This window comes from Corynebacterium faecium (assembly GCF_027257105.1).
GTDB classification, from domain to species: Bacteria; Actinomycetota; Actinomycetes; order Mycobacteriales; family Mycobacteriaceae; genus Corynebacterium; species Corynebacterium lehmanniae.
Genome location: NZ_JAPYJX010000002.1, coordinates 279327 through 298731, shown reverse-complemented (window position 1 = coordinate 298731; position 19405 = coordinate 279327). Strand labels below are relative to the sequence as shown.

Genomic DNA, 19405 nt, shown 5'->3' with positions numbered 1-19405 from the left:
GCAAGTCTAGCCCGCGTTGGACTCCGCAGCTTCCACGCAGGCGAGCAGCACGCAGGTGGCTACGCCGTCCATCGCGGTGCGCACTTCGTCGAGAGGCGGCAGCGACGGCGCGAGGCGGATGTTCTGGTCCTGTTCGTCCACGCCACCAGGGAAGGAGGCGCCGGCCTTGGTCAGGGTGATGCCGGCGTCCTTGGCCAGCTCCCACACGCGGGTGGCGGATCCGTCCAGCACGTCGAGGGAGATGAAGTAGCCGCCTTCCGGCTCGGTCCACTGCGCGACCCCGTACTCGCCGAGGCGCCCCTGAAGGATGCCGATGACGGCTTCAAACTTCGGCGCCAGCGAGTTCGCGTGCTGTTTCATGAGCGTGTGCAGCCCTTGGACGTCGCCAAGCAAACGCGCATGTGCGAGCTGGTTGACCTTGTTGGGGCCGATGCCGCGGATGGAGGCGTGAGAGGCGTACCACTCCAAGTTCGCCTTCGAGGAGGCGAAAAACGCCACGCCGGAGCCCGCGAGGGTGATCTTCGAGGTGGACGACATGTACCAGAAGCGGTTGGGGTTGCCGTGCTTTTCCGCGAGCGCAATCACGTCGGGGTTGTCGGTCTGCGCGCCGGTGAGGGTGTGGATGGCGTAGGCGTTGTCCCAGACGATGCGGAAGTCGGGCGCCGCGGTTTCCATCGCAGCAAGCTTCTCGACGACCTCCGGTGCGAACGTCACCCCCGTCGGGTTACCGAATACCGGCACCGTCCACATGCCCTTGACCTGCGGGTCCTTGACCAGTTCCTCGACGGCGTCCATGTCCGGGCCGGTCGGGGTCATGGGCACCTGGACCATCTCGAAGCCGAAGTGCTCCGTGATGGCGAAGTGGCGGTCGTAGCCCGGCACCGGGCAGATCCACTTGACGGTTTCCTCGTCCTTCCACGGGCGCGGCGAGTCGTTGTTGCCCCAGATATACGACCAGGAGATCAGGTCGAACATGATGTTCAGGCTGGAGGAATCGCCTGCGATGAGGTTGTCCGGGTCGATGCCGAGCGCCTCCGCCCACAACTCGCGGATGTCCGGGATGCCGGTAAGGCCCCCGTAGTTGCGCACGTCCGCGCCTGTGTTGTCGGTGTAGTCGCCTTCCCCCGGCAGGGAAAGCAAGGCGTTGGAGAAGTCGAGCTGCTCACTCGACGGCTTCCCGCGCGTGAGATCCAGGTTGAGGTTGCGGGCCTTGAGCTCGTCGTACTGCTGGCGGGTGCGCTGCGCCAGCTCGGAGAACTGGGTGGGATCGAGATCCGAAAGAGACATGGGTTACATCGTAGCGCGCATGAAAAAGGGACCCCACGCACCTGCCAGAGCTCGCTGACCCTTGCTGCGTTCCCGCCCTGGGGGAGTTCACAAGATAACACCGCGTGAGATCCTGCCCGATACTGTAGCCATGTTGGCCCCCGATAAACAAGCCAAGCGCACTAACGCCGGATGCGCTGCGGTTTTGGCGGTGGGCGCGGGGTGGTCTAATATATCGCAAGACGCTTTCGAGTGTCGCTGGAGGATTCGACTAGCGGCCTATGTCACACGCCTGGAACGCGTGCGGGTTTCACGACCCTCGTGGGTTCAAATCCCACATCCTCCGCCAAATCCGAAGCCGGCGCCCCGCGGGGTGCCGGCTTCAACGCATATACTCGCGGGACATGATCGACGAACGCCTTTTTGAAGCCATCAACCAGCAAGTCACCGAGGAGTACGCGGCGGCCTACATCTACCGCCACCTGGCCAACGAGATGGACGCGCTGTCCTTCCCCGGCCTCTGCGAGTGGTTCACCGCCCAGGCCGCCGAGGAGTGCGAGCACGCACAGAAGTTCGCGCAGCACCTGATTGACCGCGGAGCGCGGGTTGTGCCCCACACCATCGAGATCGACGCGCCGGCAATCACCGGCCCGCTCGACGCGTTCAAGGCCGCGCTCGAGCACGAGAAGAAGGTCTCGGAGCAGATCCGCACCATCACCCGCCTGGCGGACGAGGTGGGCGATCTGGAGTCCCGCCCGCTGCTCAACTGGTTCCTCAACGAGCAGATTGAAGAAGAGGCCACTGTGGGCGAGATCGTGGACCAGCTCGAGCTCGTCGGCGCGGACGGCTCGGGGCTTTTGCGTATCGACGCCCGCCTGGCCGGCCGCCCCACCCCCACCCCTGAAGCGCAGTAAGTAAACTCCGCGCGAACTTCCGGCGAATTCCCAGCTACATCGCCCTCCCCCGGTAGCGGACCGGCCACGCACGCTCCACACTGTGGGGCGTGTACGGGTGTGAGCGGAGGCAACCGGAGGGCGTCGATAGGCAAAAGCGCCTGTCTCGACGCGGCTTCCTGCGCACCGCCGCTGTGGCGACGTCGGCGGCGGGTGCGGCGGTGGCGGTGCCGAGTGCGCAGTCGCAGAGCACGCTGCCCACGAAGCCGGTGCCCGTGGAGATGGAACTGCCGCCGCTGCCGTTCGTGCACGGCGTGGCCTCCGGCGACCCGCAGCCGGACGCAGTGGTGATCTGGACGCGCATCACCCCCGACGAGCAGGCGATGCCCGGCTCCGGCGGCGGCGCCAACACCCGGGTGCGCTGGCGGGTCGCGCGCGACGCACAGCTCCGCGACGTCATCGCCGAAGGCGAGACCGAAAGCCTGGTGGAGCGCGACCACACCATCCACGTCGACGTGCGCGGCCTGGAGCCGGACACCGTCTACTACTACGCGTTCACCGTGGCAGACGGCCCGCACGCAGGCGCCGCCTCCCCGCTCGGCCGCACCAAAACCGCACCCGTTGGCCACGTGGACCGGCAACGCTGGGCCGTCGCGTCGTGCGCCAACTGGGAATCCGGCTTCTTCCCCGCCTACAAGGACATGGCGGCGCGCGGCTGGGACGGCGAGCTGGACCTGACCGTGTTCCTCGGCGACTACATCTACGAATACGCCCAGTACGAATACGCCGGCTACGGGCCCGTGCGCCTGCACCAGCCCGCCCACGAAATTGTCACCCTGGCGGACTACCGCACCCGCTACGGCCGCTACCGCACCGACCCCAACCTGCGCGACGCCCACGCCGCCATGCCGTGGGTGGTGGTGTGGGACGACCACGAGTTCGCCAACAACAACTGGCGCGACGGCGCCGAAAACCACAACGCGGACGAGGGCGACTTCCACACACGCCGCGACGCCGCCATGCGCGCCTACTACGAGTGGATGCCGGTGCGCCTGACCGCAACCTCCGACGAGGGCCACATCTACCGCTCCCTGCGTTTCGGCGACCTGGTTGAGCTGACCATCATGGACCTGCGCACCTACCGCGACAAGGAGTTCTGGCGCGGCGGCGCCCGCCAGACCGGCGATGCGCGCACCATGCTCGGCTCTGAGCAGTACGACTGGCTCATCGACACCCTCGAGCGCTCCACCGCGACGTGGAACGCGCTGGGCAACTCGGTGATGTTCTCCCCGCTGCACATCGGCGCGGCGTTTAACCATGCGGCCACGCGCCCCGTCGCTAAGTCGCTCAGCGCGAACATCGTGCCGGCGCAGGCGCCGATTCCCGAGCTCAACGACATGCCGCTCAACGGCGACCAGTGGGACGGCTACGACTTCGAGCGCCGCCGCCTGATCAACACCCTGGGCCGCCTGGGCAAGAACCCGATTTTCCTCACCGGCGACATCCACTCGGAGTGGGCGCACACCATCATTCACGGCGGCGAGGAGATCGGCTGCGAGATCGTCTGCTCGTCCATCACCGCGCCGAACGTGGCGGAGTCGACGAAGATCCGCGCCGGCCACCCCGTCTTCGGCGCGGCGTGCGGCTACCTGCGCGCCGCGAACCCCAGCCTGCACCACGTGGCGCTGGACACGCACGGCTACACGATCGTGGACATTACGGCCGAACAGGTGGATATGCAGTGGCTTCGCGTCCACAACATCCTCGACCCGGCCTCGCCCGTCTCCCCCGGCGCGGCCCTGACGTGGCGCAAGGGCGAGGGCTTCGGGCAATAACCTATCGCGCCCACAACCACGGCTCCCGCGAAAGCTGCGCCGGATCAAATTCCTCCAGTAACTTTCGAACGCTCGAAGCACCCACGTAGCCGAGCGATTCCGCGATTTTCGACACAATTTCTTTCGCGCTGCCTCCACGCAGCATCTCCCGCAACGTCACCGCCCCATCGCGCTTTGCCAATCGGCGCCCCTCCGGCCCCACCACGAGCGGAACATGAATATAAACGGGAACTGTGAGCCCTAAGCGGTCGGCAAGGTACGCCTGAGCCGGCGCTGAAAACAACAGATCGTCTCCGCGCACTACCTGATCCACGCCCTGGTAGCCGTCGTCGACGACCACGGCCAGGTTGTACGCCCAATCCCCCGCCTGCGCCTGGTCGATGCGCCCACCCCGCTTCAGGATCACGTCGTCCACCGGACCGGTGTATTCGCCCTGGTAGAAGTCGCGCACCGTCCACTCTTTCACGTGCGCGCGCAGCCTGATTGCCGGGAGGCGGCCTTCGGCGTGGAGCTCGGAGCGTCGAAAAGCTCGCTGTTCCTCTGTGAGATCGCGGCAGGTGCCCGGGTACATGCCGGGCTGGGCGTGGGGCGCGGAAGCGGCCTCGCGGATGTCGCGGCGCGTGCAGTAACACTCGTAGGTATCCAGGCGGGACAGCGCATCGGCGTACGCGTCGCCGCGGTCGTGCTGGTACATCACCGGCGGATCGAAGTCGAGGCCGATCATCTGCAGATCCTCGATCTGGCGCTGCGCGGACTCCGCGGACGAGCGCTCCGAATCGATGTCCTCCACGCGCAGGTAGAAGTTGCGGCCCGTCTGCCGCGCGAACAACCACGCCAACACCGCGGTGCGGAGGTTGCCGAAGTGCAGATCGCCGCTGGGGCTCGGGGCGTAGCGGCCGGCGGGAGCTTGAAAATCAGGCATGTGTGCCATGATAAAGCGCATGTCACCCCACGTTTCCCGCTCCCCGTACCCCTACCTGCTCGCCCTGTTTTGCGCAGTGTTTTTGATCTCCAACATCACCGCGCAAAAAGGCGTCGCGCTCGGGCCGCTGATCACCGACGGCGCGTTCTTCCTCTTCCCCATCTCCTACGTCATCGGCGACGTGATCGCGGAGGTCTACGGGTTTCGCGCGGCGAGGCGCGCCGTGTTCACCGGCTTCGCCATCGCCGTCATTGCAGTGTTGTCCTTCTATATAGCGATCTGGCTGCCGGCCGCGGATTTCTACGACATGAACGACACCTTCGCTGCCGTCCTCGGCCTGCTTCCGCGGATCGTGGTGGCCTCGCTGACTGGCTACGTGGTGGGGCAACTGCTCAACGCGTGGGTACTGCAGAAGATGAAGGACCGCTTTGGCACCGACCGCTTGTGGGCGCGCCTGATCGGCTCCACCATCGTGGGCGAGTTCACCGACACCTTGTTGTTCTGCTCGATTGCCGCAGCTGTGATTGGAATCAACTCCACCGGCGCATTCGTGAACTACGTGGTGGTCGGCTTTCTGTGGAAGACCGCCATGGAGGTGCTGCTCCTGCCGGTGACCTACCCGACCATCGCGGCGGTGCGCCGGGCCGAGACGTCCGTTTAAACCAGGCTTTTTCTGCCCGCAGCCGTTGCGGTTGCGGGCTTTTTGCTTTGCGACGGTGCCCTGCCGCCGCAGCGGGGGTAAAAAGCGGGGGTAGCGGGGTGTTCCGGATTGCTGAACAATCCGCGGATCTTTGAACAATCCAGGGGGTTTACGGCATTTCTGAGGGAAAACCCGTCAAAACTAAGAACGCATGAAAAGTATGATCAACCGAAACATGCAGGTAGACGCAAAATTGCCGGAATCCATGCTGGAAAACACCTTAACGTGTATAAAATGCAGTGATAGTGGATTGTTCAACCATCCGCGCGCGTTTGCAGTTTGATCGTTGAACAATGCTGACGAAACGGCGGATCACGCGGGCAGATTGATGAACAATCCGCAGCTAGGAACGGGTGGAAACGTTGAACAATCCGGACGGAATGTTCAACGATTTAGGGTATTTTTCAGCCTGGCGGCGAGCGGTTTACCTGCGCATATTCGGTGCATAAACTCGGGGATGTCACAAAGAGAAAAACGCACACCAAGGAGTCACCGAGATGCGAGCAGCATTCCGAAACACCATCGCCGCAGCAGTTGCCGCCGCCATCGCGGTTTCCGGCGCGAACGTCGCACACGCCGCCCAAGAGATCGAGCTCGCACCGGTGCTGACCAACACCGCCACCCTCGTTGACTCCGACGGCGACGGCCTGCCCGACATCTGGGAAGAACAAGGCGTCGTTTTAGCAGACGGCACAGAAATCCCCCTGCCGGACTGGGGAGCAGACCCCAACCGCCCGGATCTGTTCATGCAGCTGAACTGGATGTCGTCGGAATACGACACCTTGAAGTGCGACACCCGCGCGGCACGCGAGTGCGCCAACGCCAACCGCACCTCCTACGCCCCGTCGACGCAGAGCCTGGACGATTTAGTGGACCTGTTTGCCGACCACGGCATTAGCCTGCACATCGATGCCGGCGAGCACTACACCAACATCCCCAACTACTCCGACGTCCACGGCGGCGAGACGCTGGAGTACCGCGATTTCTACTTCGACCCGAGCAAGTTTGAGGCGTTCCAGCTCATTAACACCATCAACAACCTTGGTGATCGCGCGAACATCTTCCGCCCCGGCGTGCTGGGCGACCGGATGCGCGCTGGCTCCAACGCCACGGGCCTGTCGCTGGTGGGCGACAGCTCCTTCTACGTGGCTAACCCGGATGGCCGCGCCAACGACGAGCAGGTGCGAAACACCATCCTCCACGAGTTCGGCCACACCCTGGGGCTGCGCCACTGGGGCGCCCAGCAGTACGTCACCGACATCGCTGAAGGTTCCCCGATGCAGGCCGGCTACCACTCGGTGATGAACTACGACCGCCAGTTCGACTACTTCAACTACTCCGAAAAGCCGTACTTCGCCGACACCCCGGCCAGCAAGGTCCTCGTCCCCGCCGACTGGGACAGCCTGGTACTCGACAACCCGCGCATCGGCGCCTACGCCGAGTCCATCGGCGCCCGCGTCACCGCACCAGTCGAAGCCGAAAAGGTCGAAGAAGACATCGAAATCGAAACCCCGGCACCCGTCGAGGTCGCAGAACCCGAAGTCCCCGCCGAGATCGAAGCAGAAGTAGCTGAGGTCGACGAGGCTGAAGAGGCTGAGGCACAACCCGGCGTCGTCCCCGCCGAGCAGCCCAAGGCCGAGCAGAAGGTGGAAGCCAAGGCCAAGGCCGAGGCCCCGAAGAAGGCTGACAGCCAGGTCAACATCGCAGCCATCATCGGCGGCGTCATCGCAGCCCTAGCAGCCCTCGGCATCGGCGCAGCATTCCTCGCAATGCGCTAAGGCTTGAAAGCTAAGGCCAGCAGGTAGGTAGAAACCAACAAGCGGGCCCTTCCCGAAAAGGGAAGGGCCCGCTTTTGTGTCTGCTACTTCCCCGCGTAGTAGCGGCCGAGGAACTCGTCACGGTAGGCCTCGTAGTCGCCGGCGTCGATGGCGGCGCGGATGTTGTCCACCAGCCGGATCATGAACTCCAGGTTGTGCATGGTGCACAGCGTTCCGGCCAAATACTCCTTGGCTTTGAGCAGGTGGTGGATGTAGGCGCGGGAATAGTTCTCGGAGACGTAGCCGCCGAACTCCTCGTCCACCCCGGTGAAGTCGCGCTTGAACCGGGCGCCGGCGAGGTTCAGGCGCCCGTCCAGGGTGTACACCCCGCCGCGGCGACCCAAGCGTGTCGGTGCGACGCAGTCGAAGGTGTCGGCGCCGGCTTCGACTGCGGTGAAGATGTCGTCGGGTTCGGAAATGCCGAGCAGGTGCCGGGGCATCGAAACGGGCAGCTCATCGGTGACCCAACCGACGATGGTACCCAGGTTCTCCTTCTCCAGCGCGCCGCCGATGCCGAAGCCGCCGAAGCCACGGCGGCCCTCGTCGCGGGCCTCCTTATCCAGGTCCAGCAAGCCACGCACCGCCTGCCGGCGCAGGTCCTCGTATTGGGCGCCTTGGACCACGCCCCAGAGGGATTGGAGGGGTTTGTCGGAACGTGCCGTCGTCAAGCGGTCATGCTCCAGCAGGCACCTGCGGGCCCAGCGGCGGGTGCGCTCGACGGAATGCTCCTGGTAGGCGCGGGTGTCCACGAGGGTGGTCAGCTCGTCGAAGGCGAACATGATGTCGGCGCCGAGCTGGTGCTGGATCTGCATGGACACCTCGGGGGTGAAGCGGTGCGAGGAGCCGTCGATGACGGATTTGAAGTCCACCCCGTCGTCGTCGACGCGCGCCATGCGGTCTTTGTTGGCGGCGCGGATATCACCCTCGGTCAGCCCGGCGACATCCATGGCCAGGACTTTCTTAAAACCGACGCCGAGGCTCATCACCTGGAAGCCGCCGGAGTCGGTGTAGGTGGGGCCGTGCCAGTTTTCAAAGGCGGCCACGCCCCCGGCCTCGTCCACGATGTCGGGGCCGGGCTGCAGGTACAGGTGGTACGCGTTGGACAGGATCGCTTGCGCGCCGGTCTGCCGGATCTGCTCCGGCGTGAGCGTTTTCACCGTCGCCTTCGTGGCCACGGGGATGAACGCCGGGGTTTGGATGTCGCCGTGTGGGGTGTGGATCACGCCGGTGCGGCCGTGGCGGCCCGGCGCGGGCTCGAGTTGGGTGTGGGCCTCAAACGTCACGTCGGTCATGCGTGTTCCTTTTCTAGTTCGGTGCCCTCGACGTCCACTTCGGGCAGGAGGCGGTCGAGCCATTTCGGCATCCACCAGGTGGAGCGTCCCAGGATGTACATGGTGGCGGGGACAAGCGCCATGCGGATGAAGAAGGCGTCGAAAAGCACGGCGACGCCGAGGGCGAAGCCGAAGATCTGGATGAACGGCAGCGGCTGGTCCAAAAAGGCGATGAACACGGCGATCATGATGATCGCGGCGGCGGTGACCACGCGTGCGCCCTGCGCGAAGCCTTCGACGGTGGATTCGTGGACGGCGCGAAGCTTATCGACGTTTCCACGTTGCAGATACGCCTCACGAATGCGAGTGACCAGGAAGACCTGGTAGTCCATGGCCAGGCCGAAGGTCACGCCGATCATGAAGATGGGCAGGAACGACAGGATCGGGCCCGGGGTGTTGACCAGGCCGAACAGCCCTTCCTGGAAGACCAGGACGGTCACGCCGAACGCGGCGCCGACGGAGAGCAAGAAGCCCAGTCCGGCCACCAGCGGCACGAGGATGGAGCGGAACACCACCATCAGCAGCACGATGGCCAGGCCCACCACGATGGACAAGTACAACGGCATGGCCTCGGCGAGCTCTTCGGTGATGTCCATTTGCACCGCGGTCAGGCCGGTCAGGCCGATGTCGGTGCCGGTGGCATCCTCCACCTGGCCGACCACGTCGCGCACGCCGTGGGCGACGGCGAGGGTGCGCTGCTCCTCGGGGCCGCCGTCCGGGGTAGCCAGGATCTGCGCGGCGGTGAGGTCATCGTTGGCGCCGATGAGCTGGGCGTGGGTGATGCCGCCGACGGCACCGACCTCGCCCACGGTGTAGATGAAGCTGGCCATCGCGGCCTTCTCGGCGTCGCCGCCGGCCTCGTCCGGGATGGCGTCCATGTACGGCTGCAGGATCTCCGAATCCGGGTTGACGCTGTGTGCGTCCACCACCAACAGCAGCGGGGCGTTGACGCCGGGGCCGAAGCCCTCCGCCATCAGGTCGGCGGACTTGCGCTGGGTGGTGTCCAGGTTGGAGGTGGTGTCAGACGGCAGCGCCATCTCCAGGTTCAGCACCGGGATACTCAGGGCGCTGAGGCCCAGCACCACCACGGCCATGACCAGGCCGGGGGCCTTTTCCACGAAGCGGACCCAGCGCCGGCCCAGGGAGTTTTCGTCCAGGTCCTTGCCCGGGCGCTTGCCGGGCCCGGGATTGCCGGCAAGTCCCGGGATCTTGCCGGCGAACGCCTTCGAGCCCCACAGGCCCAGCAGCGCCGGCACGAGGGTGAGCGCCACTAACACGGAGATCGCGACGGTGGCCGCGGCCGCCAGTCCCATCCAGGTGAGGAACTCGATGCCCGCCAGCGCCAGCGCCACCAACGCCGTGAACACCGTCGTGCCGGCGAAGACCACCGAGGAACCGGCGGTGCCCACCGCCATGCCCGCGGCCTCGTCCGGCGGCAGGTCCCGCGCCTCTTGGCGATAGCGGGAGAGGATGAACAGGGCGTAGTCGATGCCCACGGCCAGGCCGATCATCACCGCAAGCACCGGGGTGACGTTGTTCAGCTCCACCCAGTGGGTGGTCAGCAGCACCAACAGGGCGCCGATGCCTACGCCCACCACGGCGGAGATCAGCGGGATCACCGACGCGGCCAGCGAGCCGAACGTGACCACCAGCACCACAAACGCCACGCCCAGGCCCACCAGCTCGGAGGTGGTCTTCACCGCGATCGGGTCGCCGAAGCCGGCGCCACCGGCTTCCACCTGCAGCCCGGCGTCGCGGCCCAGCTGCATGGCCTCAGTCACCACGTCGCGGTCCGCCTGGTCCACGGACATCGAGGACGGGGCATCGAAGTCGAAGGTGGTGTAGGCGATACGTGCGTCGTCGGAAAGCATCCGCATGTTGTGCGCGTCGGCCTCCGCGCGCTCGGACGGCATGCCCATCTGCGACATCTGGTCGATGATGGTGCGCTGCAGCTCCTCGTTGACCTGCACCGGGTTGCCAAAGCGCTGACCCTCCACGCCCAGGTGGTCGCGGATGTAGTCGACGGTTTTGTCCATCGCCGCCATGTGCTCCGGGGTGTCCAGCCGCTCGCCCTCCGGCGCGGCGAAGACCAGGTTCACGCTCGGCGCGGTGGCCACGTTGCCCGCGTCCGGGAAGTTCTCCGCCATGGTGTCCAGCGCGTCGATAGCCGGGGTGTCCTCGATGGCGAACTCGTCCGTGAACGGCTTCATCAGCGACAACGCGCCAGCAGCCGTCGCCCCGAGCAGCAACAGCCAGGCGACGACCACCCGCCACTTGTGCAGGTACGACCAGCGCCCGAGTTTGTACAGCAGTTTCGCCACGTAAAAGACCCGTTCCTTCCCGCCCGCGGCCCGCGCGAGCGTAACCCGGCCCATCCTAGTGGCCACCCCCGACATGCGAAAAGCCCCCGTTTCCGGGGGCTTAACACTTTGGCGGTAGCGGCGGGATTTGAACCCGCGGAGGTTTTACCCTCACTCGCTTTCGAGGCGAGTACCTTCGGCCGCTCGGACACGCTACCGCCGAACAGATTAACGGCAGCGCTGCCGGATAACCAAATTAGCGCTCAGCAGCGTCCTCAGCCTCGTCGCGCTTGTCCTCGACCTTGGCTGCGACCTCGTTGGCCTTGTCCTTGATCGCGTCGCCAGCCTCGGAGAGCTTCTCCTTGGCGGAGCCGATCAGCTGGTCAGCCTTGCCCTCGTTGGCGAGCTTCTCGTTATCGGTGACGTTGCCCAGCGCTTCCTTAGCGCCGCCCTTGAGCTGGTCTGCCTTGTCCTCAATACCCATTGTCTTACTCCTTTATTCGTTGGGATCAGCTAGGTTCCCCACTGTAGGCCCAAAACGGCCCGCCGTGGGTAACGATTCAATTACTCCTCAGATCTTCGAAGAACTCGCTCAGCATTCTGGCAGCTTCCGCCTCCAGCACACCCGCGCGCACCTCCGGGGTGTGCAGGTGGCGCGGGTCCCGGATCGCGTCCAGCACACTGCCCACTGCGCCCGTCTTCGGCTCCCACGCGCCGAAGACCAGCGAGGACACCCGCGCGCCCAGGATCGCGCCGGCGCACATCGTGCACGGCTCCAGCGTCACCACCAGCTCGCAGCCGTCCAACCGCCACGTCCCCAACGTCCGCGCGGCGTCGCGGATCGCTTCCACCTCGGCGTGAGCGGTGGGATCGCAGTTCGCTTCTCGACGGTTCACGCCCCTGCCCACCACCTCCCCGCCAGCATCAAACACGACAGCGCCCACCGGCACGTCGCCGGCGGGAGTCTGTTTGGTGGTCTCGAGCGCGACGCGCATGCGCTCCTCGGCGCGCCGCAGGCTAGCCGACAACGTCGTCCAACTCGTCGCCAAACCCGAGTTCGTCGGCGATTGCCTGGGCGAGGTCGGCCGGGTCCGCGTCGTCGTCAAGCAAAATGCTCATCTGTTCCTCGGACAGGCCGAGATCTGCGAGGATGTCGAAGTCCCCGTCCGCCCACGCGTCCACATTGTCCAGTTCGTCCGGGTCGATGTCCGGGATCTCAGCGCCCGCCTCGTCCAGGATGTCCGCGGCGAAATCGTCGTCCACCGCCATCGTCGCGTCCGAGATGAGCACGCGGGTTTGCGACGGCCCCGGGCGCACGATGACCAGGTAATCCTCCTCCACATTAAGCAGCGCGAACGCCGGCCCCTCAGCGCGCAGGTTGCGCACCGCGGTGATGGAGGTGGAAAGGTCCGAAAAGTCGTCGTCGAACTCGCGCACACGCCACGTGCCGCCGGTGCGCTCGACGGTGACTGCGTACCCGTCCGGGAAATCCTGGCTCATGGTGTCGAAGCGTAGTCCGCGTCCGCGGAGGTGTCACTAGACTGTGTGCGGTGACTACACATCAGCTGCCCCCAGTGTGCATCGTCGGCCTCGGACTCATCGGCGGATCGCTCATGCGCGACCTGCACTCGCGCGGCGAGCGCGTCTACGGGTTCACGCTGCACGGCGCGGGTGCCGCGCGCAGGGACGGCTTCGACGTGTCCGACTCCGTGGAAGAAGTGCTGCGCCGCGCCGAAGACGACGGCGCCCTGGTGGTCGTGGCCGTGCCCATGCGGGCCGTGGCCTCGGTGCTGGACCAGGTGGCCGAGTTCGCGCCGTCGTGCGGCATCACCGACGTGGTCAGCGTGAAAAAGCCGGTCTACGACCTGGTGGTCGAGCGCGGGTTGGAGTCCCGCTACGTGGGCGGGCACCCCATGGCCGGCACGGAGTTTTCCGGGTGGACCGCGTCCCAGGAGGGCCTGTTCGCCAGCGCCGCGTGGGCCGTGACCTTCGACTACGCCCGCGAGCACCCCGGCGACCCCGCGTGGGCCGAGCTGTTCACTGTGGTGTGCCGCTTGGCGTCGGTGGTCGGCGCGGAGGCGGTGCCGGTCTCTGTGGACCGCCACGACGAAGCCGTCGCCCGCGTGTCCCACCTGCCGCACGTGATCGCCGAGGCACTGGCGCTGGTCGGCGACCACGGCGGGACCCTGGCGCAGTCCCTGTCCGCCGGCTCCTTCCGCGGCGCCACGCGCGTGGCCAGCACCGACCCGGAGCTCGTGCGCAACATGTGCGAGACCAACGCGGAATCCCTGGTGCCGGTGCTCGACGAGTTCATCAACCTGCTCCAAGGCGCCCGCGACTCCCTGTCCGGCGAGCGCCCGTCGCTCGAGGACCTGACCAAGTCCGGCCACCGCGCCCACCTGCGCATGGCCGCGCGCAAAGGAGCGCGACGCGAGTCCGTCTCGCCCGTGGAGATCTCCTCCCGCCCGATCATGCGCGTGCACCCGGGCACCCCGGGCTGGGAGAAACAGCTGGTGCAGATCGAGTCCGTGGGCGGGCGCGTCGAGGTGTTCTAGCTTTCCGGGATGACAAAAGGCGGCTCCCGAGGCTGGGAACCGCCTTTTGTGTTCTACGCGGGCTTACTGGTTCTCGCGGCGGCGGCCCAGGGCCAGGTAGGCGCCACCGATGAGCACGGACAGCACACCCAGCGCGATGATTGCGCGCATCGGGGTACCGGTATCCGCGAGATCACCGTCGCGCTCCGTGTCCTTGTCGGAGGAGGTAGCGCGAGTAGACGTGTTCGCCTTGGCCACCTTGGTGGAGTTGCCGTTGCGGGTGACCACCTTCGCGGACGGGGTCACGCTGGTGGAGCGGCCCGTGGAACGACCCGTGGTGCTGCTGGAAGTGACCTTCGTGCCGCCGAACGTGGTGTTGGTGCTCTTGGTGCTCTTCGAGCCGCCCGCACCCGCGGCACCCGCCAGTCCGCCAGCGCCGGCCAGCGCAGCCGCCGGGGCGAGGAAAGACGACGCCACCGGACGCACCTGGTCGAGGACCTTCAGCACCTGATCCGGCTTGCTCAGCGTGGAGGACGGGGTCGCGTTCGGGTCGCGCGGGAGCACCAGCTCGGCCTCAGTGTCGCCGCGGCGAATAACCACATCAGCGTTCTTGTAGCCCTTCGGAGCTTCCTTCAGCGTGAGCTGGACGAGCTTGGCGTTGTCCTTCTTCGGGTCGATAGTGACCTTGCCGCGGCCGTTCGCATCGGTGGTGCCGAAGACGCGGCCATCCTCGCTCTTGAACTCGGCGCCCTCGACGAGCTTGTCGTCGGCGGTCTTGACCAGGACGTCCACCTCGATGAGGCCGTCATCGCCCTGCGCAGCGGTCTTCATAGTGGTCGAGGACGTGGTGTCCTTCGGCGCCGCGACGGTGGTGGTCGCGGAAGCATCCTCCCCCTTCGGGAGGACGAACTTCACGGACTTGGCACCGCGCTGAACCTCGGCGACAGCCACGCCCCAGTTTTCCGGCGCCTGGTCGATCGCCAGGTTAAAGGTGTCCTTGCCGCGGGAGGCCTCGTCCAGCTTCAGGGAAACCTTGCCCTTGCCGGACTCGTCGGTCGCGCCGTCGACGGTGCCGTCTGCGCTCACAAAGCTGGCGTCCCGCACCAGGCCGCCATCCGCGGTGACAACCTCCACGTCAAGCTCGACGACCTCGGCGTTTCGCTGGCCAACGCTCGGGGCCTTCTTGGACGGGGTCGGCTCAGCGGTGGTGGTCGGGGAAACGGTCGCGGAGTCAGCGCCAGCAGGAGCATCAGCGGCCGTAGTGGTCGGCTCACCGGAGGCCGGGGTCTCACCAGCGGCGGACTTCGGCTTCGCCTCCAGGCCGGCCACGGCCTTGTAGTTGTCCTCTTCGGTGCGGTCGGTCTCAACGTCGACGATCTTGCCGTCCTCAAGCTTGACAGCGTTGCCTTCGCCGTCAGCGAAGAAGGTGGCGTCGTCGGCGAGGTAAGCGTACTCGAACGCGGCGACGTCGGCCAGGTCGACGCCCTTGTTCACCTCTGCCGGAGCCTCAGCGACCTTCGCGTCCTTCACGTTCAGGGTGTAGCGCGTCGCCTTGCCGTCCTTGGTGGCCAGGGCGACCAGCTCGCCGTCGTTGTCGGTCGGAGCCCACGCAAGCTCCGGCAGGTCGCGCACACCCTCGACGGGCTTCTTCACAAATTCGAGGTTTTCCGGTTTGCTCTTCGGACCGGTTTCGTCGTCGGCGAGGTCTTTGGCGTAGACGGTTTCGCCGTCGAAAAGCACGAGCGTGCCGTCCTGAGTAAAGGCTGCGGAGGTGATCTTCTTCGCGTCGACGCCCGGGATCTCGCCCAGGCCCTTCAGGTTGCCGGTCTGCGGGTGGATGCGCAGCAGGTGGCCCTCGTCGGACACGGCGTAGAGGCGGCCGTTGGTCGGGTTGCTGGCCACGGCGCTGTAGGTGTGATTGTCGGAGGTGTACTGCACACCCGAGGTGCCGGAGCCTGCAGCGGTCGCCGAGACGATCAGGGAGGCGAAGCCCTTGAGGATGTCGGCCCACTCCTCAGACTTGTCAGCCTTGGTCGTGGGGGCAACATTGCTTGTCGACGCCTTCGGTGTCCCCTCAGCCGACTTCACCGACGTCGTTACCGGAGCGGCGGTGAAAGAGGTTGCCGGGGCGGCGGAGCTGGTGTCCTCCGTGGAGACGACCGGAGCCTTCGACGTAGTGGACTCCGAGGACAGAGACGTGGTTTCTGCCTTCGCAACGGGCACGAGCGTCAGCGTGCCCGCGACAGCAGCGGCGAGCGACAGCCCGGCGATGCGGTTGACCTTGGAGTTTGCAGCCATTATTACCTCTCGAATGTGAAAAAGCGCGCGAAAGCCCAAAAAGCACCTACGAATGTATACGTTTCATCGCGCTGTCTCAATATTTATTGCCTGTAAAAACACAGCGCCCCGGTCTCGCCGATGCGTATCGACGAGACCGGGGCACGTTCTAGAACTCAGCCATGGACTAGAGCCCTCGGGGCCTTAGTTGGCGGCCTCTTCCGGCTTTGCCTCCGGCTGGGCGTCAGCGTCAGCCTCATTCTTCTTGGAGCTGCCACCCTCGGAGCTGGAGCTGCTGGAGCCAGCGACATCTTCAGTGCCCTCAGCGTCTGCCTTGGAGGAGCTACCAGCGGAGCTGCTCTCCTCGCTCGGCTCGAACCAGCCAGCCTCACAGCCGGCGTAGAAGACACCGGTGAGCAAACCAGCGATAGCCAGCAGAGCGACGCCGCCCGCAGCAGCCGGGGCTGCGGGGTTGATCTGTGCCAGCTGACGGTTCACCTGGTCGATCTGTGCCTGCCACTGACCCTGGATCTCAGTGACCCACTCCGGCTGCTGGAAGCCGATGCCAAGGTCGACGTTCGGCATTGCTCCACGGATCGCTGCGTTGGCCTGAGCGGAGATCTGGTTCAGCTCATCCTCGAACATCACGCCGATGCCGCCCATGACGGCACCGAGCAGGCCGAGTGGAACAAGCCACGCAACCGGGTTGGACACGGAGGACGCAGACGCCAGGCATTTACCCAGGGAGCTGTCTTCCTCTTCGCCCTGAGCGCCGCCCTCGGAGATACCAGCGGTGCGCGGGGTCTCAAGCTGGAGGTTGATCACCTGCTCGGCCTTGTTGACCTCGAATTCCTTGGACTCGAGGACCGCACCCGGATCGAAGGAGTTGTTCTCCGGATCCTTCGGATCGACCAGGCGCAGGTTGCCCGGGCTATCAATCTTCAGCGTGTACTTGCCGTACGGCGAGCCTTCGAACAGGACATTGCCGTCCTCATTGGACTCACCGGCGAAGGACGGGGTGCCGTCGGTCGGTGCCAGCGAGATCTTCAGGCCAGACAGGCCCTCGTCCGGGTCCTGCTTGCCGTTGCCGTTCTCGTCGACCCAAGCAACCACCTGGACATCGCTAGCGTCCAGCTCTGCACCCTCGGAGACCACAACGTGGGCGTTGCCCTTGATGTTGTCCTTCGGGGAGATGATCAGCACGGACGACGGATCCTCGCCGTACTCCGGCTCACCCGTGTAGCCGTCGCCGCGGCCCGGACGTGCCGGCAGCTCGCCACGAGCCTCAGCGGCGTTGTGGTGCTTAGCACCCGGGTTGAGGCCCTCCGGCAACTCAGCGCTGAAGACGACGCGCTCGCCCGGCAGCAGCGTGCCGGTGAAGCCTTCCGGCTCCTTCACGTCGAGCTGGTAGCACTGGCCGTCCTCCGCCTTTTCGGACGCCTTGACCGGCTTGCAGTTGTCCTCATCAACGCCGTCCTCGTAGACGATGTCGGTGAGCTTGACGTTGACCATCGGCGTGGAACCAGTGTTCTTCACCTCGTAGGTGAAGCCCAGCGGGGAGTTCGCCGAGGCCTTGACCGGCTTGTCCTTGTTGGTGGCGAAGCGGGCATTGACCTTCTTCTCCACAGCGCCACGCAGGAACTTGGTGTAGGCGGAATCCGGCAGGGAGCTGACCTTCTCACCCTTGGAAGTGACACCACTTGCGGTTGCGACGTTGTTGAAGTCGAACGCGTCCTCCGGCGCCTTCATTTTGGCGTTGAAGACCTTCGAGTCGCCCGGAGCCAGCTCAGACTCGGCGGTCCAGCCTTCCGGCATGGTCAGCTCGATGTTGCGCTTATCCAGCTCCGGATCGTCGAACGTGATGTTCTTGATCGGCTCGTCGCCGTCGTTGGTGACGATCAGGGCGTAGAGGAGGTCCTCGCCGTCCTTGACGGTCATCACATCGTCGACAAGCTCGCCGTCCTTGTTCTTGACCTTGCCGTTGTTGTCGGCGTCGCGGCCCCAAACTCGCTTCTCAAGCTTCAGGGACTTGTTCTTGGTCAGGTGGATCTCCGGCAGCTCGACGTCCTCGCCAGCGCGCACCGGCACCTTGATCGGGTCCACGTCGTTGCCGCGGCCCGGGGTGAGGATCTCCACGTCGTGGACGCCCGGAATGACGTCGTCGATCTCGAAGGAGCCGTCGTCCTCGACCGGAATGACGCGGGAGTTGCCGCGCGGGTCGGTGACCACAACGACGGTGCCCGGCACAGCATTGCCGTTGCCGTCGTCAACGCGGCCGACGATGGACTGGGTCTTCGGTGCCTCAACCTTGATCTCCACCGGGGTGGACTCGCCAGACTTGACGGTCACGGTGCGGTTGATCTTGTCGCCGTTGACGTCCACATCCGGCCAGCCCTCAGGCAGGGTGACCTCGAGGTCGAAGTCGGCCTTACCGTCCGGGAAGTACTTGAAGTCGATCGACGGGGTGACAAAGTAGCCGTCTGCGTCGACCTTAATCGGGACCTCGTAGTCGAACTTCTCACCGGTCTCCGGGTCGGTGACGCCCTTCTTCACCAGCTTGATGTCGGAGCCAGTGATCGGACGGTTCGAGTCATCGACCAACCAGCCGTGAACCGAACCCGGCTTTGCAGCCGGCTTGTCCTTGTCCAGCTCAACCTCCGGCTTGCCCACCTTGATCGGCGGCAGCTCGAAAGTCTTGTCCTTCTCCACCGGCACAACCTGCGGCTTCGGATCATTGAAGCCGTCCGGTGCATCGACGATTACCACGTAATCGCCGTCCTCCGGCAGCGCCGGCACCTCGAAGTTACCGTTCTCGTCGACCTCGATCGGGTCGACGACCTGGTTGCCGTCCTTGTCCTTGACGGTCACCGTCGGAGGCTGCGGCTTGCCGTCCTTATCCTTCGACGGCGGCAGCGGGTTGCCCTCCGGGTCGGTGATGGTGCCGACGATGCTCGGCTTCTTCGGCTCCGGCTTGGAGTCCGTGGAAGGTGCGGGTGCGGCAGTCGGCTTCGGCGTGGACGGCTGAGCGGACGTCGTCGGCTGAGCCGTAGTCGTCGGCGCAGGCTTCGACGTGGTCGGCTGAGCCGTAGTCGTCGGCGCAGGCTTCGACGTGGTCGGCTGAGCCGTAGTCGTCGGCGCAGGCTTCGACGTGGTCGGCTGAGCCGTAGTCGTCGGCTGAGCGGACGTCGTCGGCTGAGCGGACGTCGTCGGCTGAGCGGACGTCGTCGGCTGAGCGGACGTCGTCGGCTGAGCCGTAGTCGTCGGCGCAGGCTTCGACGTGGTCGGCTGAGCCGTAGTCGTCGGCGCAGGCTTCGACGTGGTCGGCTGAGCCGTAGTCGTCGGCGCAGGCTTCGACGTGGTCGGCTGAGCGGACGTCGTCGGCTGAGCCGTAGTCGTCGGCGCAGGCTTCGACGTCGTCGGCACCGGGGTCACCGTCACATCAACCGACGGCGTGCCCTCCGGGCTGACAGTCACCGTGCCCGGGTACTCAATCGAATACCCCGGCAGATCAGAAACCACAACCTGCTGCT

At 65.6% G+C, this 19405-nt stretch carries 14 protein-coding genes, 2 tRNA genes and 1 other RNA gene; 6 read left to right on the top strand and 11 right to left on the bottom strand.

The genetic code is table 11. From position 1 onward, the window contains the following. Positions 1-6: 6 nt before the first annotated feature. A complete protein-coding gene (locus O5O53_RS03345; protein ID WP_269509004.1) occupies positions 7-1287 on the bottom strand; it encodes an aspartate aminotransferase type Ic in 1281 nt (426 codons plus the stop codon). Between the two features lie 21 nt (positions 1288-1308). Further along, an RNA gene (gene ffs / locus O5O53_RS03340) (signal recognition particle sRNA small type) lies at positions 1309-1404 on the bottom strand. A 122-nt stretch (positions 1405-1526) separates the two neighbouring features. Between ffs and O5O53_RS03335 the strand changes: the two genes are divergently transcribed. The 3 genes from O5O53_RS03335 (at position 1527) to O5O53_RS03325 (ending at position 3994) form a co-directional block, all read left to right on the top strand. Next, a tRNA-Ser gene (locus O5O53_RS03335) sits at positions 1527-1615 on the top strand. 55 nt (positions 1616-1670) lie between these two features. After that, on the top strand, positions 1671-2180 hold the full coding sequence (locus O5O53_RS03330) for a ferritin (RefSeq protein WP_269509002.1): 510 nt from the start codon (positions 1671-1673) through the stop codon (positions 2178-2180). A gap of 89 nt (positions 2181-2269) precedes the next feature. Continuing rightward, complete coding sequence (locus O5O53_RS03325) at positions 2270-3994, top strand: alkaline phosphatase D family protein (RefSeq protein WP_269509000.1); 1725 nt, start codon at positions 2270-2272, stop codon at positions 3992-3994. 1 nt (position 3995) lies between these two features. Here the strand turns inward: O5O53_RS03325 and gluQRS are convergent, their stop codons facing one another. Beyond that, positions 3996-4916: a tRNA glutamyl-Q(34) synthetase GluQRS gene (gene gluQRS, locus O5O53_RS03320; protein ID WP_269508998.1), complete on the bottom strand. Its 921-nt coding sequence runs from the start codon at positions 4914-4916 to the stop codon at positions 3996-3998. 19 nt (positions 4917-4935) lie between these two features. Here gluQRS and O5O53_RS03315 point away from each other — a divergent pair, with 19 nt between their 5' ends. Then, positions 4936-5577, top strand: a complete 642-nt coding sequence (locus O5O53_RS03315) for a queuosine precursor transporter (RefSeq protein WP_269508996.1) — start codon at positions 4936-4938, stop codon at positions 5575-5577. A 536-nt stretch (positions 5578-6113) separates the two neighbouring features. Beyond that, positions 6114-7394: a zinc metalloprotease gene (locus O5O53_RS03310; RefSeq protein WP_269508994.1), complete on the top strand. Its 1281-nt coding sequence runs from the start codon at positions 6114-6116 to the stop codon at positions 7392-7394. Positions 7395-7477: 83 nt separating this feature from the next. On the opposite strand, the gene tgt is transcribed toward O5O53_RS03310, so the two are convergent. The 6 genes from tgt to O5O53_RS03280 all read right to left on the bottom strand — a co-directional run bounded on the left by tgt (position 7478) and on the right by O5O53_RS03280 (position 12564). Further along, positions 7478-8725, bottom strand: coding sequence for a tRNA guanosine(34) transglycosylase Tgt (gene tgt / locus O5O53_RS03305; protein WP_269508992.1), 1248 nt, complete (start codon positions 8723-8725; stop codon positions 7478-7480). Next, complete coding sequence (locus O5O53_RS03300; protein ID WP_269508990.1) at positions 8722-11085, bottom strand: MMPL family transporter; 2364 nt, start codon at positions 11083-11085, stop codon at positions 8722-8724. Before O5O53_RS03300 ends, tgt begins: the two co-directional genes overlap by 4 nt. A gap of 109 nt (positions 11086-11194) precedes the next feature. Continuing rightward, positions 11195-11282: transfer RNA gene (locus tag O5O53_RS03295), tRNA-Ser, on the bottom strand. A gap of 38 nt (positions 11283-11320) precedes the next feature. Beyond that, the gene (locus O5O53_RS03290; RefSeq protein WP_239218283.1) at positions 11321-11548 is read right to left on the bottom strand and encodes a CsbD family protein; all 228 of its coding nucleotides are present in this window, start codon (positions 11546-11548) and stop codon (positions 11321-11323) included. A gap of 76 nt (positions 11549-11624) precedes the next feature. Continuing rightward, the gene (locus O5O53_RS03285) at positions 11625-12059 is read right to left on the bottom strand and encodes a nucleoside deaminase (protein ID WP_367616711.1); all 435 of its coding nucleotides are present in this window, start codon (positions 12057-12059) and stop codon (positions 11625-11627) included. Positions 12060-12081: 22 nt separating this feature from the next. Beyond that, positions 12082-12564 (bottom strand): tRNA adenosine deaminase-associated protein, encoded by a 483-nt coding sequence (locus O5O53_RS03280; RefSeq protein ID WP_269508986.1) that lies wholly within the window; start codon positions 12562-12564, stop codon positions 12082-12084. A 50-nt stretch (positions 12565-12614) separates the two neighbouring features. On the opposite strand from O5O53_RS03280, the gene O5O53_RS03275 reads away from it, so the two are divergent. Beyond that, complete coding sequence (locus tag O5O53_RS03275; protein WP_269508984.1) at positions 12615-13619, top strand: prephenate dehydrogenase; 1005 nt, start codon at positions 12615-12617, stop codon at positions 13617-13619. A 63-nt stretch (positions 13620-13682) separates the two neighbouring features. Here the strand turns inward: O5O53_RS03275 and O5O53_RS03270 are convergent, their stop codons facing one another. Next, positions 13683-15896, bottom strand: a complete 2214-nt coding sequence (locus O5O53_RS03270; RefSeq protein ID WP_269508982.1) for a hypothetical protein — start codon at positions 15894-15896, stop codon at positions 13683-13685. Between the two features lie 183 nt (positions 15897-16079). Beyond that, positions 16080-19405: SdrD B-like domain-containing protein (locus tag O5O53_RS03265; RefSeq protein ID WP_302470898.1), on the bottom strand; the 3326-nt coding region annotated here is incomplete at its 5' end.

What these genes read in the sequence shown, in the direction of transcription:
- O5O53_RS03345 (WP_269509004.1), bottom strand. Translation starts at nt 1,287, where the DNA reads ATGTCTCTTTCGGATCTCGATCCCACCCAGTTCTCCGAGCTGGCGCAG.
- O5O53_RS03330 (WP_269509002.1), top strand. Translation starts at nt 1,671, where the DNA reads ATGATCGACGAACGCCTTTTTGAAGCCATCAACCAGCAAGTCACCGAG.
- gluQRS (WP_269508998.1), bottom strand. Translation starts at nt 4,916, where the DNA reads ATGCCTGATTTTCAAGCTCCCGCCGGCCGCTACGCCCCGAGCCCCAGC.
- O5O53_RS03315 (WP_269508996.1), top strand. Translation starts at nt 4,936, where the DNA reads ATGTCACCCCACGTTTCCCGCTCCCCGTACCCCTACCTGCTCGCCCTG.
- O5O53_RS03310 (WP_269508994.1), top strand. Translation starts at nt 6,114, where the DNA reads ATGCGAGCAGCATTCCGAAACACCATCGCCGCAGCAGTTGCCGCCGCC.
- tgt (WP_269508992.1), bottom strand. Translation starts at nt 8,725, where the DNA reads ATGACCGACGTGACGTTTGAGGCCCACACCCAACTCGAGCCCGCGCCG.
- O5O53_RS03290 (WP_239218283.1), bottom strand. Translation starts at nt 11,548, where the DNA reads ATGGGTATTGAGGACAAGGCAGACCAGCTCAAGGGCGGCGCTAAGGAA.
- O5O53_RS03285 (WP_367616711.1), bottom strand. Translation starts at nt 12,059, where the DNA reads ATGCGCGTCGCGCTCGAGACCACCAAACAGACTCCCGCCGGCGACGTG.
- O5O53_RS03280 (WP_269508986.1), bottom strand. Translation starts at nt 12,564, where the DNA reads ATGAGCCAGGATTTCCCGGACGGGTACGCAGTCACCGTCGAGCGCACC.
- O5O53_RS03270 (WP_269508982.1), bottom strand. Translation starts at nt 15,896, where the DNA reads ATGGCTGCAAACTCCAAGGTCAACCGCATCGCCGGGCTGTCGCTCGCC.